A 14,928-nucleotide genomic window follows, 5' to 3' on the forward strand; every position below is an offset into this window, starting at 1 on the left:
CGGGCGGCGACACGAGTGGACGATAGGACGACCGGCGATGCAAGGCTGTGATGGCGGTCACCGAGTGCTGCTGAGGCCGCCGAAGCGCGGGTCGTCGCCGCCGATCGGCGCCGCATCGGTGAAGGCGGCGAAGGTCTCGGCGATCACCGCGCGGTCGAGATCGCGGGTGATGAAGACGATGCGGCTGCGCCGGTCCTCGCTCGGCCAGGCGGGCAGTTCGACCGCCGGGTGGAACAGCTCCTGCACCCCATGGATCGCCACCGGCCGCTCGTGCCCCGCCAGATTCACGATGCCCTTGATGCGCAGCAGATTGGGCCCCCGGAAACTGGTCAGCACGTTCAGCCAGGATTCGAAGGCGAAGGGATCGATGGGCCGGTCGACGGTGAAGCAGAAGGCTTCGATGCGGTCGTCGTGGCGATTGACGTCGTGATGATGATGGTGGTCGTGATCGTGATGATGGCCACGATCGTGATCCGGGCCGTCATAGGCCTCGGCCCGGAGCCAGCGGCGCACGTCGGCACTCTTGGTCTCGGGATCGAACAGGCCGAGGCCGGTCAGGGCGCCGGGATCGACGGCGCCGGCCACCACGGGCAGCACGCGGGCGGCCGGGTTAAGGGCATGCAGCCGGGCTTCGAGCGCCGCCCGGGCTTCGGCATCGGCGAGATCGGTCTTGGTCAGCAGGATGCGGTCGGCCATGGCGACCTGTTTCACCGCTTCCTCATGGGCGTCCAGGGTGGCCATGGCATTGGCGGCATCGACCGTGGTCACCACGCCGTCCAGGCGATAGCGCGCGGCGACCAGGGGATCGGCCATCAATGTGTGGATGATGGGGGCCGGATCGGCCAGCCCCGTGGTCTCGATCACCACCCGGTCGAATTCCGGCACGTCGCCCCTGACCCGTTGCAGGAACAGGCGGCGCAGGGCGTCGATCAGATCGCCCTTCACGGTGCAGCACAGGCAGCCCGACTTCAGCAGGATCATCTCGTCCTTGGCGCTGGCGACCAGTTGATGGTCGAGGCCGATCTCGCCGAATTCATTGATGATCACGGCGGTGCGCGCCATGCCGGGATGGGCCAGCAGGCCGTTCAGCACGGTCGTCTTGCCGCTGCCGAGAAAGCCGGTCAGCAGGGTGACGGGGAGGCCGGCACTCTCGGTGCCGGAAAGCGGGGGCAGGTCGGTCATGGTGAATGTTATAATATCACATTTTACCGGCGATCAACCCGCCCCTGTCAACCCGCCCCTGTCAACCCGCCCCTGTCCGGGATTCCGCGTCAGCCGAGGCGCGACTGCAGACGCTCCACCAGCATGGGCCAGCGGCGCAGCGAGATGAAATGGGCGACGATCGCGGTGATGAAGCCGCGCTTGGTCCAATCCAGCACGATTTCATCGGGCAGGTCGCGGAACTTCTGTTCGTCGACCACCTGGAAGCCGCTCATGGAGAAGCGCCGGCCCTTGCGGTCGTTCAGGTCGATGTTGCGCGGGGTCAGCAGATCGTGCTGGACCAGGGCTTCGCCGAAGGCGCGGGTGGCGACCAGCTGCTTCTGGAACGCTTCGCAGAAGGCAAGCGAGGTCTTGGCGAATTCCGTCGCCTCGCCGTTCTCGAACAGCGCCTGGCCGGCGGTCCCGCCCTCCGCCAGATTGGCGGCGGCGCGGTCGATGCACAGGGTCAGGCGGTCCTGTTCCGGCAGTTCCAGGAAGATGAAGGGATAGCGCCGGACATAGGCGGGCACCGGCACGCCGGGCAGCCAGCGGCCCTTGAGGTCGAGGAAGAGGTTCTCGTTGTCCCGAAGGCCGACGATCGCCACGGTCGAGGGCTGCGCCCCTTGCGTGAAGACGATGGGATAGGCGCCGGCGCAATCCAGGAATTCCTCGGCCACGATCGGGATGGCGTTGGACTTGGCGGCGAATTTCAGATGCTCGGGCGCCTTCACCCGCAGATTGCCGTGGGCGCCGGGGTTCAGCACCTCGGGCTTGGAATAGAACAGGGGAAGGGTGGGGGCCGGCTTGGCTTGTTCGGTCACGTCTCGTCTCTGTTCTGTTGCAGGATCCGCCCGCTCCGGGCGGCGCCACTATAGGTGCGGGGCGCCTGTTGGGCGAGGTTCAATCTTCGCCGGAGGCCGGATCGCGCCCCAGTTCAGGGTGCTCCCGGGCCAGATCGCGCCGGATCAGGGCCATGTTGCGGCTGTTGGCGCGAAAGAGCACGTCGGCATAGTCGCCGACCAGCGGCAGCAGGCCGATCAGCACGTCGGCCCCGACGATGCCGGTCATGCGCAGCAGGGTGCGCCGCCGCACCCCGAGTCGCCAGCCTTCCACCACGAAGCCGAGGGATATGACCGCCGTGACCAGATCGCCCGCCACCGGCAGCAGCCCGATCATGGCATCGAGGCCGATGGGCCTGCGCACGATCGGCAGCATCCACCGCGCCTCCAACAGCCGGGCAAGCCCATCCAGCCGCCGCAGATGGCGGGCGAGCGTGGCGGGGTCGCGGTCCGTCATGGCGGCGTTGGCTCGTCGGTCGTGGTCGTCGCCGCCAAGATGGGCAAGCCGAGCCCGATTGCCAAGAGGGGGAGGGCGCGCGCGTCGCCCCCCCCCTGACCGATTGGCCCGAGGGGGTCTGGTGGTGTGGATCAGACGAAGACGAAATCGCTCGCGTGGATGTTGGCGCCATTCACGATCTCGATGACCTCCTGGATGGCGCCGCTCGCCGAATTGACCTGCCAGTGGGTCGCGTCGACCTGGACGAAGCTCGCCCCTTCCGCCGCCGTGCCATAGCCGGTGAAGAGGAAACTGTCGCCCGTATTGGCGCCGGCCCCCGCGAAATCGGTCACCACGTCGCCGTTCGCCTCTCCCGCCGCGAAGACGAAGACATCCTGGCCGCCACCGCCGCTCAGCGTGTCGGCGCCGGCGCCGCCGTCCAACGTATCGCCCCCGCCCAGGCCGTCGATCGTATCGTCACCGCCGAGGCCGGAGAGAACATTGGCACCCGCGCCGCCGGTGATCGTGTTGGCGACGGCATTGCCGGTGGCGTCGATCGCCGTGCTCCGGGTCATGATGAGTTCCTCGATACCATTGCTCATCACGAAACTGGCACCGGCCATGATCGTGTCGTAGCCGTCCCCGCCGACCTCGCTGGCGACGTCGCCGGAGGAGTCGACGATATAGGTATCGTCGCCGGTGCTGCCGCGCATGATGTCGTCGCCGGCGCCGCCGTCGAGCACGTCGTTGCCCGCCTCGCCGTAGACGAGATCGTCGTCATTGCCGCCGGACAGGACGTCGTCGCCGTCGCCACCTTCGAGGCGGTCCTCGCCGATGCCGCCGGAGATCGTGTCGTTGCCGTCTTCGCCCAGCAGGCGGTTGCCGCCGAGATTGCCGGAGAGCGTATTGTCGAGATCATTGCCGGTACCCGCGATGCCGACATCGCCGATCTGGTTCAGGTCCTCGATGCCGGCACCGAGTGTATAGGTGGCGGAGGCGATGACGATGTCGTGGCCGGACCCCGTGCTCTCGTCGGCGATATCGGTAATGATGTCGACGTCATAGGTATCGTCGCCTGCGCCGCCCACCATGGTGTCGCCACCGTCGCCGCCCTGAAGGTGATCGTTGCCGTCGCCGCCGAAGAGCGTGTCGACACCCGCCGCACCCTGCAGCACATCGTCGCCGGCCCCGCCGGTCAGCGTGTCTTCGCGGCCACCCGCGGAAAGGACATCGTTGCCGTCGCCGCCCGTTATGACATTGGCATAGGCGGTGCCGGTACCGGTGAAATTGCCCTCGCCGGTGTAGGTCAGGTTTTCCACGGTATTGTCGAGTGCGAAGGCAGCAAGGGTGGTGACGACCGTATCCACCCCCTGATTGGCCACCTCCACGATCACGTCATCGGCGTCGTCCACCACATAGGTATCGTCGCCGAGGCCGCCGGTCAGCGTATCGGCGCCGGCCCCACCGTCGAGACTATTGGCACCGTCGTTCCCGACGAGCGTATCGCTGCCCGATCCCGCGATCAGATTTTCAATCGAGACGAGGGTTTCGGGTGATCCGCTCGCCATCGCCGTACCGGCGGACAGGTCGAGTGTCCAATCGGAGGAGGAATAGCTGAAATCGGCGGTGTCGCTTCCTTCACCACCATCGAAACTGTCGAAGCCTGTACTGCCGATCAGCATGTCGTCGCCCGCGCCGCCGCTGAGTGCGTCATCGCCATTGCCGCCGAGCAAGCGATCATCTCCGGCGTCACCGAAGAGTTGGTCGTTTCCATCGTCGCCCGCGAGGGTGTCGTTGCCGAGGCCGCCGTGAATAATGTCGCCACCGTTGGTGCCAACAGCACTGTCGTCACCGTCCGTTATATCCAGAGCGATGACCATGTCGGCGATCGCCGACATGGTCCACACGGTGCCGTCGTCGAAATGGACCTCCTCAACTCCCTGTGTGTCATTGAAGTATATTTGGCCATCGAGGAAGATGGTCCCGCCGTCGCTGGCGCCGGGCGAGGACTCGGCGATCACCAGTGTGATGTCCTCATCGCCGTTACGGATGAAGGAGACGTCGGCCGGGGCGATCCCATGGAGGATCAGTGTGTCGAAGTTACCGATCAGGTTCTCGTAGATGCTATCGTTTCCGTCGCCCCGGGCGTAGATATAGATGTCGTTGCCTTCGCCACCCCGCAGGGTGTCGTCGCCGAGACCGCCCTGAATGGTGTCGCCGCGATTGGTGCCGACGACGGTGTCGTTGCCGTCGGTTTCGTATTGAGCGATGACCATGTCGGCGACCTGCGACTTGGTCCACACGGTGTCGTCGTCGAAATGGATTTCTTCGACACCCGGCGTGTATTGAAAATACATCTGGCCATCGAGGAAGATGGTCCCGCCGTCGCCGGCGCCGGGCGAGGACTCGGCGATTACCAGCGTGATGTCCTGATCTCCGTTACGGATGAAGGAGACGTCCGCCGTGGCGATCCCATAGAGGATCAATGTATCGGAGGCGCCGATGACGTTCTCGTATATGCTGTCGTTGCCGTCGCCCCGGGCGTAGATATAGACATCGTTGCCTTCGCCACCCCGCAGGGTGTCGTCGCCGAGACCGCCCTGAATGGTTTCACCACGATTGGTGCCGACGACGGTGTCGTTGCCGTCGGTTTCGTATTGAGCGATGACCATGTCGGCGACCTGCGACTTGGTCCACACGGTGTCGTCGTCGAAATGGATTTCTTCGACACCCTGAGCGCCTTGAAAATACACTTGGCCATCGAGGAAGATGGTCCCGCCGTCGCCGGCGCCGGGCGAGGACTCGGCGATTACCAGCGTGATGTCCTGATCTCCGTTACGGATGAAGGAGACATCGGCCGGGGCGATCCCATGGAGGATCAACGTGTCGAAGTCGCCGATCAGGTTCTCGTAGATGCCGTCGTTGCCGTCGCCCCGGGCGTAGATATAGACATCGTTGCCTTCGCCGCCCCGCAGGGTGTCGTTGCCGAGGCCGCCCTGAATGGTTTCACCACGATTGGTGCCGACGACGGTGTCGTTACCGTCGGTTTCGTATTGAGCGATGACCATGTCGGCGACCTGCGACATGGTCCACACGGTGTCGTCGTCGAAATGGATTTCTTCGACACCCTGAGCGCCCTGAAAATACACTTGGCCATCGAGGAAGATGGTCCCGCCGTCGCCGGCGCCGGGCGAGGACTCGGCGATTACCAGCGTGATGTCCTGATCTCCGTTACGGATGAAGGAGACATCGGCCGGGGCGATCCCATGGAGGATCAACGTGTCGAAGTCGCCGATCAGGTTCTCGTAGATGCTGTCGTTGCCGTCGCCCCGGGCGTAGATATAGATGTCGTTGCCTTCGCCGCCCCGCAGGGTGTCGTTGCCAAGGCCGCCGGCAATGGCGTCGTCTCCGCTGGTGCCGGTAATGGTGTCGTTTCCATTTGTGCCGGCGATGATGTCCTCTTCGTCGAAGAGGCCTTCTGCAAAAGCCATTACGTTCATTCCTGATTTTTGGACCTGGTGGTTGCCTTACGGCATGTTCTCGGGGAAGCAGGCCCCTAAGGGGCAACATAGTGTGATGCCCTTTGGGGCTTTCCGAATCACGTGGGTCGAAGATGCTTGATGCGGTGACCGACGACCGGTCGCGGGCCAAAGGAATTTGGAGGGTGTCCACTTAGAGGCAGGCGAGATCATATCCATGTTATCGTCAGCGTTACATATTAAGGGGTTTTTGGGTTGTGGGTGATGATTGACTTTTTCCGAGGGTTGCATTTATTTCTTATGAAATTGTTACTATTGCGGGAAATATAATTATATTTCCATTTTATGGTTGTTTTCTCGAGCCTTGGGCCCACGTCATTCGGACCAGCAGAAGCGTGAGCGGTGACGAATTCGAAAGCTCGTAGGGCCTAGTCTCCAGACAGCAACGGATGGAGAGCGCTCTCGACAATGATTGGCCTTGGTACCATCTCGCGGTTTTGCACAGTTCTAATGGCGCTCTCGCTTGCTGCCTGCGATCTGGCCGATCCGGTGGAGGATGCGGTCTGGGCGAAGACCGTGATCGCCGTGCCCTGGTCGGCGACAGCCGACGGGCGGGGGATCGAGGCGACGGTGGGGGAACTGGTGGCCGAAGGCGGGACCCGGGGCGATCCGCTGGCGGGACGGCTTGCCGTGGGCGGGCGCTGGCCGGTCGTCGTCTTTCTGCATGGCTGTTCCGGGGACATGGCGGGGGTGCCGGCGCGCTTCGCCGAGCGGGGCTTCATCGTCGTCGCGCCCTGGTCCTTCGCGCGGCCCGGCCGGCCGGCGAGTTGCGGCGACGTCGGGCCCGAGACCCTGCGGTGGCGGCTCGAGGAGACGCGCTGGACCCTGGCGCGGCTGCGCGGCCTGCCCTGGGTCGATCCCTGGGGCATCGCCGTCGTCGGCGCCAGCGAGGGCGGGCTGGCGGCGGCGCAATTCGCCGATGCGCCGGACGAAGTGGTCGCCCTGGCGATCATGGGCTGGACCTGTACCGATCGGAACAATGTCGATTTCGATGGCGTGCGGGTGCCGGCGGATCGCGCCGTCCATGCCGTCATCGGGCTGGAGGATCCGCTCGTCGCCGACGCGCGGGTGGGGGGCGACTGCCGTGTCGCGCTCCGCGACCGCGACCATGCGGTCGGCCGGGTGGTTCAGGGCCTCGGCCATGCGGTGCCGCCGCCCGCCATCCTGGACGAAATCGCCGGCTTCATCGCCGATGCCCGCCGCCGCCACGCGGCGGTGATCGCGAAACCCTAGGCCGTTTCGGCCTGCAAGGCTTGCATCCCGCCACCCCTTGCTATTAATAATGCGTCGCAGAATGAGGGCGCGGCGGGGCCGTGCCGCCCTATGGAGGACGAGCGATGATCAGCAAGAGGTGGGCGACCGCAGTGGTGGCCGGGGCAGTGGCTTTCGGCGCGGCGCAGGTCGCGACGGCGGCGACGGAGAAGGCGGCGGTCGTCAAGACCTATGGCGACATCGCCCAGGCGATCTACGAGGACAGCCTGGTTTCGGCCAAGGCGCTCGAAGCCGCGATCGACAAGCTGGTGGCCGAGCCTTCGGCCGAGACCCTGTCGGCGGCACGGGCCGCCTGGGTCGCGTCGCGCGTGCCCTATCAGCAGTCCGAGGTCTATCGCTTCGGCAATGCCATCGTCGACGATTGGGAAGGCAAGGTGAACGCCTGGCCGCTGGACGAGGGCCTGATCGACTATACCGCCGAAGCCTATGGCACCGAGTCGGACGAGAACCCCTTCTATGCCGCCAATGTGATCGCCAATCCGAGCATCAAGGCCGGCGGCGAGACCATCGACGCCACCAACATCACTCCCGAACTGCTGGAGCAGCTTCAGGAGGTGGGCGGTGTCGAGTCCAATGTCGCGACCGGCTATCACGCCATCGAATTCCTGCTCTGGGGCCAGGATCTGAACGGCACGGGCCCGGGCGCCGGCGAGCGTCCCTGGACCGACTACGCCAAGGGTGACGATTGCACCGGCGGCAATTGCGACCGTCGCGGCGCCTATCTGACCGCCGCCGCCGAGCTTCTGGTTTCCGATCTGACGACCATGGCCGAAGCCTGGGCGCCCGGTGGCGAAGCCCGCGCGGAACTGGCCGAAAAGGGCGAGGACGGCGGCATCACCACCATCCTGACCGGCCTCGGCAGCCTCTCCTATGGCGAACTGGCGGGCGAGCGCACCAAGCTCGGCCTGATCCTCCACGATCCGGAGGAGGAGCACGACTGCTTCGCCGACAACACCTACAACTCGCATTACTACGACACGCTGGGCATGGCCGCCGTCTATTACGGCCGCTACAAGCGGATCGACGGCACCCTGGTCGAGGGCCCGTCGCTCGCCGACCTGGTGACCGAGGCCGATGCCGATCTCGCCGCCGAAGTCGCCGCGAAGCTGGCGGCCACCGGGGCCGCCGCCGCCGCCATGAAGCAGCGCGGCGAGCTGATCGAGAGCTACGACCAGATGATCGGCGCCGGCAACGAGGCTGGCAACGCCACGGTCCAGGCCTTCGTCGACGGCCTGACCGACCAGACCAAGTCGTTCGAGCGCATCATCACCGCGCTGAAGCTGACCCCGGTCGAGTTCGAGGGCTCGGACAGTCTCGACAATCCCTCGGCGGTCGAATAAGCCGAAGGGAACTTCGGTGATATCGGGGCGGGGCCGGATTTCCGGCCCCGTCCGCATTTTGAGGACGGGTGTCTTGAAGCCTCTCGCGTTGTCCCTGCTGCTGGTGCTGGCGGTCTTCCCGGCCGCCGCGGTCGAGGTGCCGGCGGATGCGGACGGGGCGGCGCCCGGTGGCGGCGCGACGTCGTGGAATGCGCCGGATCGGCGCGCCTTCACACATCCCTCGACCGGCATGAGCCTGGAGCGGCGGATGGACTTCCGTCTGGGCGATGCCATCTTCCGCAAGCTCTGGGCGTCTTCGCCCGCCTCGACCAAATCGTCCGACGGGCTGGGCCCGTTCTACAACGCGCGCTCGTGCCAGAGCTGCCATGTGCGCGACGGCAGGGGCGTGGTGCCGCTGCCGGGGGAGACGGCGGTCTCCCTGTTCCTGCGCCTTTCGGTGCCGCCCCGGACCGGGGAAGAGCGGGCCCTGCTCGACTCGGGCGCGCTGTCCGTCCTGCCGGAGCCGACCTATGGCGGCCAGTTGCAGAATGCGGCGGTCCACGGCCTCTCCGCCGAGGGCCGCATGACCGTCGACTATACCGAAGAAACGGTGGAACTGTCGGGCGGTGAGACCGTCAGCCTGCGCCGCCCGGCCTATGGCGTCGCCGATCTCGCCCATGGCCCGATGGCGGCGGACGTCATGCTCTCGCCCCGGCTGGCGCCGCCCATGATCGGCCTCGGCCTGCTCGAGGCGATTCCCGAAGCCGATATTCTGGCCCGCGCCGATCCGGACGATGCCGACGGCAACGGCATTTCCGGCCGGGCCCAGCGTGTCGGACCCGAGGGACGCCTCGGCCGGTTCGGCTGGAAGGCGGGCCAGCCCGACGTCGCGGCCCAGAGCGCAGATGCCTTCGCCGGCGATATCGGCCTGTCGACGCCGCTCGACCACCGCTCGCGCGGGGACTGCACGGCGGCGCAGGCGGACTGCATGGCGGCCCCCGTCGGCGACGATCCGGTGGAAGGTATCGAGGTGCCGAAGGTCCTGTTCGATTACGCCGTCTTCTATGCCCGTCATCTGGCGGTGCCGGGCCGGCCGCGCGCGGCGGATCCCACGGTCCGCGCGGGCGCGGCGCTGTTCGCGGCCGCCGGCTGTTCGTCCTGCCATGTCCCCGTCCAGGTTACGGGGACCGAGGGTGTCGATCCCGAACTGGCGGGCCAGCGCATCCATCCCTATACCGACCTGCTGCTGCACGACATGGGGGCCGATCTCGCCGACGGAAGGCCCGAGGCGCGGGCCGGCGGCAGCGAATGGCGGACTCCGCCGCTCTGGGGCATCGGCTTGACGGCCCGGGTCACCGGGCGTAACGCGTTTCTCCACGACGGGCGGGCGCGCAGCCTGCTCGAAGCCATTCTCTGGCACGGCGGGGAGGCGGCGGCGGCGCGCGCCCGCGTCGTCGCCATGACGCCGGACGAGCGCCGGCACTTGATCGAATTCCTGAATTCCCTCTGAAGGAGCAGGCCATGCGTGACTGGTTGAAGATTCTGACGGTGGCCGGTCTCGTCTTCGGTATCCCGGCCCACGGCCGGGCCGAGGACGAGGACGATACCCCCGCCCTCAGCGCCGAGGCCCAGGCCGCGCTCGCGGCCATGAACGCGACCATCATCGAACGCCACGTCCTGCCCCGTTTCGCCGCCCTGGCCGAGGCCGGCGCCGCCCTTCAGGACGCGGCCGCGGCTTTCGCCGCTGCCCCTGACGACATGGGCCGGGCGCGCCTGCGCGTCGCCTATGGCGCCCTTTCCGACGCCTGGCAGGGCGTGCAGCACCTGCGCTTCGGCCCTTCCGAACTCTTCATGCGCTCGTCGCGGCTGATGTTCTGGCCCGATCCGCGCAACAATGTCGGCCGCCAGCTCGACGCCCTGCTGGCGGCCAAGGACACGGCCGCCTTCCAGCCGGAAGAACTCGAAAAGCAGAGCGTCGCGGTGCAGGGCATTCCCGCCCTCGAGCGTCTGCTCTTCGGCGAGGATTCGGTCAGCCTGATCGACGCCGATGAAGACGCCAAGCTCCGGCGCGCCGCCATCCTGGGGATCGCCCAGGTGATCGCCGATCAGGCAAACGGCGCCAGCCAGGACTGGCGCGGCGGTGCCGTCGATTATGCCCGCCTGATGAAGGCGACCGGCCCCGACAACGACTTCTACCGGACGCCGGAGGAGGCGACGGTCGAATTGTTCAAGGCCCTGCACCTCGCGATCGAGGTGGTGGCGGACCGCAAGCTGACCCGCCCGCTCGGCGAATCCGCCGACAAGGCGCGCCCCCGCCTGCTGGAGCAATGGCGCAGCGGCCGCGCCCTCGACAATATCCGGATCGATCTCGCCGCCGCCATGGACCTCTGGCACGCCGGCATGGCCGACGTGGTGCGCGACCGCGACCCCGCGCTCGCCAAGGACGTGGAGGACGGCCTGTCGGCGGCGATCGCGACCGCCGATGAAATCGAGATGCCGCTGGACGAGGCTCTGACCGATGCCTCGGGCCGTACCCTGGTGCAGCGCCTGATCGACCAGGCGGAAGCGACGAAGACCCTGCTGGCCAATCGCGTCGCGCCGGTGCTCGGCATTCCGCTCGGCTTCAACGCCCTCGACGGGGATTGAGTGATGGCGGCGATCACGCGGCGCCTCGGTCTCGGCCTGCTGGCCGCCGTGGGCCTGGGCACGCCCTTCGCGCGCCGTGCTTCAGGCCAGGACGAGGCCGGGAAGGGCAGGGCGCTTTGGTTCGGGACGCGGCTGGATGCGGCGGGCGATGCCCATGCCACCGCCTTCGACGGCGATGGCCGGAAAGTCGTCGACATTCCCCTTCCGGCGCGCGGGCACGGCGTCTCCATCGCCCCCGACCGGCGCCATGCCGTCGTCCTCGGCCGGCGGCCGGGGCTCTTCGCCTTCGTCTTCGACATGGCGACGGGGGAGATCACGGCGCGCCTTTCGGTGCCGGACGGCCGTCACCTCTGCGGTCACGGCATCCATACGGCGGACGGCCGCCTGTTTCTCGCCACCGAAACGGACTGGGAGGGGGAGCGCGGCCTGCTCGGCGTCTATGACGTCGCCGACGGTTACAGGCGCGTCGCGGAATGGGAAACCGGCGGCCTCGATCCCCATGACGTCCGCGTGCTGCCCGACGGGCGCCATGCCGTCGTCGCCAATGGCGGCATCCTGACCCATCCGGACGCACCGGGCGCGAAGCTGAACCTGGCGGAGATGGATTCGTCGATCGCCGTCATCGACCTTGGCGACGGCTCGATGGCGCGCCAGCACCGCCTGTCACCCGATCTGTTCCAGCTTTCGATCCGCCATCTCGCGGTGAGTGCCGAGGGCGACGTCGCCTTCGCCATGCAATACGAGGGACCGTCGATGGACAGCGTGCCGCTGGGCGGTATCCTGCGGCGGGACGGCGGTCTCGAACTGCTCGACATGCCGCGCGACGACCTGCGCGATCTGCGCCACTATTTCGGTTCCATGGCCAGCGACGACGGCGGCACGGTCTTCGGCATGACCAGTCCGCGCGGCGGCAAGGCGGTGTTCTTTCGCTATGCCGACGGCGCCTATCTCGGCGCCCGCGACCTGTCCGATGTCTGCCCGATCGCGGCCGATCCCGGCACGCCCGGCCAATTCTACCTGGCGGGCGGCCACGGCGGCATCGCCGTGGTCCGGCCCGAGGGCGCGGTCAGGACGCTGACCGGCGCACTCGCGGAACAGGCCCATTGGGATAACCACATGATCGTGGCTGTCCCATCCTGAGGGCGCCATCCCGAGCGGCACGCTCAGTCGACGACGTGATAGCCGCCGTCGACGAAGGCGATGTTGCCGGTGACGCCGCTGGAGAAGTCGGAGACCAGGCCGAGCGCGATGGCGCCCACTTCGTCTATGGAGACGAGGCGGCGCGATGGCGCGCGCTTCCGGGCCGCCTCGACCAATTCGTCGAAATGGTCGATGCCGGAGGCGGCGCGGGTCTTCAGGGGACCGGGCGAGACGGCGTTGACGCGGATGCCCTTCGGCCCGAGCTCCGCCGCGAGATAGCGGACCGAGGCTTCGAGCGCCGCCTTCACCGGGCCCATGACGTTGTAATGGTCGACCACCTGTTCGCCGCCGTAATAGGACACGGTCAGCAGGCAGCCGCCATCGGCCATCAGGGGTTCCGCCAGCTTCGCCATGCGGATGAAGGAATGGACCGAGACGTCCATGGCGATGCCGAAGCCCTCGCGCGAGCAATCGGTGACGCGGCCGTGCAGGTCGTCCTTCGGGCAGAACGCGATCGAGTGCAGGAGGAAGTCGAGCTTGCCGTGGTGTTCGTGGATCGCGTCGAAGACGGCGGCGAGGCCGGCATCGTCGGTCACATCCATGGGCAGCAGCAGGTCGGCGCCGACTTCCTCGGCCACCGGCAGGACAAAGGGCCTGGCGCGCTCGTTCAGATAGGTCAGGGCCAGTTCGGCCCCGGCCGCGCGGAACATGCGGGCGCAGCCGGCGGCGATCGAGGAGCCGTTGGCGACGCCGGTGACGAGGCCGACCTTGCCCTTCAGCAGGCCGGAAAGCACTTCAGGATTGGTGGACATAGGATCCCGGGGCCGGTTCGAGGGGCGCATAGCCCGCCGCCGCATTGCCCATGGCGGGCGGCGCGACGCGGGCGCGATTGCCTTGCAGGGTCTCGATCCAGTCGACCCATGCGGGCCACCAAGAGCCTTCATGGCGCGGGGTGTTGGCGAGGAAACTGTCGGCCGAGACGTGGCGGTCGGCCTCCCGGTGATTGCCGATCTGATAGTGGCGGCGCGGGTTTTCGGGCCCCGCCACGATGCCGGCATTATGCCCGCCGCTGGTCAGCAGGAAGGTGACGTCGGTATCGGTCAACTGCTTGATCTTGTAGACCGAGCGCCACGGCGCGACATGGTCGGTCAGGGTGCCGACGGCGAAGATCGGGGCGCGGATGTCGGTCAGGGAGATCGAATGGCCGCCGACCTTGAAATGGGCGCGGGCCAACGCATTCTCGAGGAACAGCTTGCGCAGGTATTCGCTGTGCATCCTGTAGGGCATGCGCGTCGCATCGGCGTTCCACGCCATCAGGTCGATCATCTTCTCGCGCTGGCCGAGGAGATAGTCGTGGATCACCCGCGACCAGACGAGATCGTTGGAGCGCAGCATCTGGAAGGCGCCGGCCATCTGCTTCGCTTCCAGATAGCCGCGCTGCCACATCATGTCCTCGAGGAAGGTGACCTGGCTCTCGTTGATGAAGAGCGCGATCTCGCCCGGCTCGGTGAAGTCGGTCTGGGCGGCGAAGAGGGTGATGCTGGCCAGCCGCTCGTCGCCGTCGCGGGCCATGGCGGCGGCGGCGATCGACAGCAGGGTGCCGCCCAGGCAATAGCCGGTGGCATGGATCTTCTGGTCGGGCACGATCGCCGAGACCGCGTCCATGGCGGCCATGACGCCCAGGCTGACGTATTCCTCCATGCCCATGTCGCGGTCGCCCTCGTCCGGGTTCTTCCACGAGATCATGAACACCGTATGCCCGCGCGACGTCAGGTAGTTGACCAGGGAATTCCCGGGCGAGAGGTCGAGGATGTAATACTTCATGATCCAGGCCGGCACGATCAGGATCGGCTCGGCGTGGACCGTTTCGGTGGTCGGGCTGTATTGGATCAGTTCCATCAGCGGATTGCGCAGCACCACCTGGCCCTTGGCCGTGGCGAGATCGGTGCCGACCTCGAAATTGTCGCCCACGGGCTTTTCGTGCATCAGGTTGCGGCCCGTGTCCTCCAGGAAGTTCTGGAAGCCGCGCAGCAGGTTGGCGCCGTGCTGCTGGATCGTCTGCTCGAGGACGACCGGGTTGGTGGCGACGAAATTGGTCGGCGCGAAAATGTCCAGGACCTGGCGCATGGTGAAGGAGACGACGTCGCTGTGCTGCTTGGTCACGCCGCGCACGTCGGTGGTCGCCTGATGCCACCATTGCTCGACCACCAGGAAGTTCTGGGCCAGCACGTTGAAGGGAAAGCGGTCCCAGGCCGGATCGTCGAAGCGGTGGTCGCCCGGCTGGGGCTTGCACGGGGTGACGGCGCCGTCCACCGGCTCGGTCGCCGAATGGGCGCCATAGCGCATCATGCAGGTCAGGCCCGACACCGCCTTTTCCAGAAGCTCGATCTGCTTGCCGGGGGATCCCATCAGGTGCTGCGCCCAGTCGCTGTAGGCGCCGAGCAGGGCCGTCGGGGAAATGCCGCCGGTCAGGCGCGCCGTCGCCGATTTGGTCAGACGGTCGAGGGTCGATGTGGAATGGCCGTTCATGTCGTACT

At 66.8% G+C, this 14,928-nt stretch carries 11 protein-coding genes; 5 read left to right on the forward strand and 6 right to left on the reverse strand.

Annotated features, from left to right (window positions below):
* Positions 1–57: 57 nt before the first annotated feature.
* From L2U69_RS00550 to L2U69_RS00565, 4 genes are all read right to left on the reverse strand, one after another.
* Entirely contained in the window at positions 58–1,182 is a 1,125-nt protein-coding gene (locus tag L2U69_RS00550) for a CobW family GTP-binding protein (RefSeq protein WP_236104398.1), read from the reverse strand.
* Between the two features lie 89 nt (positions 1,183–1,271).
* Positions 1,272–2,021, reverse strand: coding sequence for a SapC family protein (locus tag L2U69_RS00555; RefSeq protein ID WP_236104399.1), 750 nt, complete (start codon positions 2,019–2,021; stop codon positions 1,272–1,274).
* 79 nt (positions 2,022–2,100) lie between these two features.
* Positions 2,101–2,496, reverse strand: coding sequence for a DUF4112 domain-containing protein (locus tag L2U69_RS00560; protein ID WP_236104400.1), 396 nt, complete (start codon positions 2,494–2,496; stop codon positions 2,101–2,103).
* A 131-nt stretch (positions 2,497–2,627) separates the two neighbouring features.
* Positions 2,628–5,966: a calcium-binding protein gene (locus tag L2U69_RS00565; protein WP_236104401.1), complete on the reverse strand. Its 3,339-nt coding sequence runs from the start codon at positions 5,964–5,966 to the stop codon at positions 2,628–2,630.
* Positions 5,967–6,464: 498 nt separating this feature from the next.
* Between L2U69_RS00565 and L2U69_RS00570 the strand changes: the two genes are divergently transcribed.
* The 5 genes from L2U69_RS00570 (at position 6,465) to L2U69_RS00590 (ending at position 12,391) form a co-directional block, all read left to right on the forward strand.
* Entirely contained in the window at positions 6,465–7,247 is a 783-nt protein-coding gene (locus tag L2U69_RS00570) for a dienelactone hydrolase family protein (RefSeq protein WP_236104402.1), read from the forward strand.
* A 104-nt stretch (positions 7,248–7,351) separates the two neighbouring features.
* Positions 7,352–8,626 carry an imelysin family protein gene (locus L2U69_RS00575; protein WP_236104403.1) on the forward strand — a complete coding sequence of 425 codons (1,275 nt, stop codon included), beginning with the start codon at positions 7,352–7,354 and terminating at the stop codon, positions 8,624–8,626.
* Between the two features lie 73 nt (positions 8,627–8,699).
* On the forward strand, positions 8,700–10,115 hold the full coding sequence (locus L2U69_RS00580) for a di-heme oxidoreductase family protein (protein ID WP_236104404.1): 1,416 nt from the start codon (positions 8,700–8,702) through the stop codon (positions 10,113–10,115).
* An 11-nt stretch (positions 10,116–10,126) separates the two neighbouring features.
* Positions 10,127–11,251 (forward strand): imelysin family protein, encoded by a 1,125-nt coding sequence (locus tag L2U69_RS00585; RefSeq protein WP_236104405.1) that lies wholly within the window; start codon positions 10,127–10,129, stop codon positions 11,249–11,251.
* Positions 11,252–11,254: 3 nt separating this feature from the next.
* Positions 11,255–12,391, forward strand: coding sequence for a DUF1513 domain-containing protein (locus L2U69_RS00590; RefSeq protein WP_236104406.1), 1,137 nt, complete (start codon positions 11,255–11,257; stop codon positions 12,389–12,391).
* Between the two features lie 23 nt (positions 12,392–12,414).
* Here the strand turns inward: L2U69_RS00590 and fabI are convergent, their stop codons facing one another.
* Both fabI and L2U69_RS00600 read right to left on the reverse strand, forming a co-directional pair.
* Positions 12,415–13,203 (reverse strand): enoyl-ACP reductase FabI, encoded by a 789-nt coding sequence (gene fabI / locus L2U69_RS00595; RefSeq protein WP_236104407.1) that lies wholly within the window; start codon positions 13,201–13,203, stop codon positions 12,415–12,417.
* On the reverse strand, positions 13,187–14,920 hold the full coding sequence (locus tag L2U69_RS00600; protein ID WP_236104408.1) for a PHA/PHB synthase family protein: 1,734 nt from the start codon (positions 14,918–14,920) through the stop codon (positions 13,187–13,189). The genes fabI and L2U69_RS00600 overlap by 17 nt, the downstream gene beginning before the upstream one ends.
* Positions 14,921–14,928 lie beyond the last annotated feature (8 nt).

It is taken from the genome of Zavarzinia marina (assembly GCF_021568905.1).
GTDB classification, from domain to species: domain Bacteria; phylum Pseudomonadota; class Alphaproteobacteria; order Zavarziniales; family Zavarziniaceae; genus Zavarzinia; species Zavarzinia marina.

Coding starts and splice junctions, on each gene's coding strand:
- L2U69_RS00590 (WP_236104406.1), top strand. CDS start 11,255: ATGGCGGCGATCACGCGGCGCCTCGGTCTCGGCCTGCTGGCCGCCGTG.
- L2U69_RS00565 (WP_236104401.1), bottom strand. CDS start 5,966: ATGGCTTTTGCAGAAGGCCTCTTCGACGAAGAGGACATCATCGCCGGC.
- L2U69_RS00585 (WP_236104405.1), top strand. CDS start 10,127: ATGCGTGACTGGTTGAAGATTCTGACGGTGGCCGGTCTCGTCTTCGGT.
- fabI (WP_236104407.1), bottom strand. CDS start 13,203: ATGTCCACCAATCCTGAAGTGCTTTCCGGCCTGCTGAAGGGCAAGGTC.
- L2U69_RS00570 (WP_236104402.1), top strand. CDS start 6,465: ATGGCGCTCTCGCTTGCTGCCTGCGATCTGGCCGATCCGGTGGAGGAT.
- L2U69_RS00550 (WP_236104398.1), bottom strand. CDS start 1,182: ATGACCGACCTGCCCCCGCTTTCCGGCACCGAGAGTGCCGGCCTCCCC.
- L2U69_RS00560 (WP_236104400.1), bottom strand. CDS start 2,496: ATGACGGACCGCGACCCCGCCACGCTCGCCCGCCATCTGCGGCGGCTG.
- L2U69_RS00575 (WP_236104403.1), top strand. CDS start 7,352: ATGATCAGCAAGAGGTGGGCGACCGCAGTGGTGGCCGGGGCAGTGGCT.
- L2U69_RS00600 (WP_236104408.1), bottom strand. CDS start 14,920: ATGAACGGCCATTCCACATCGACCCTCGACCGTCTGACCAAATCGGCG.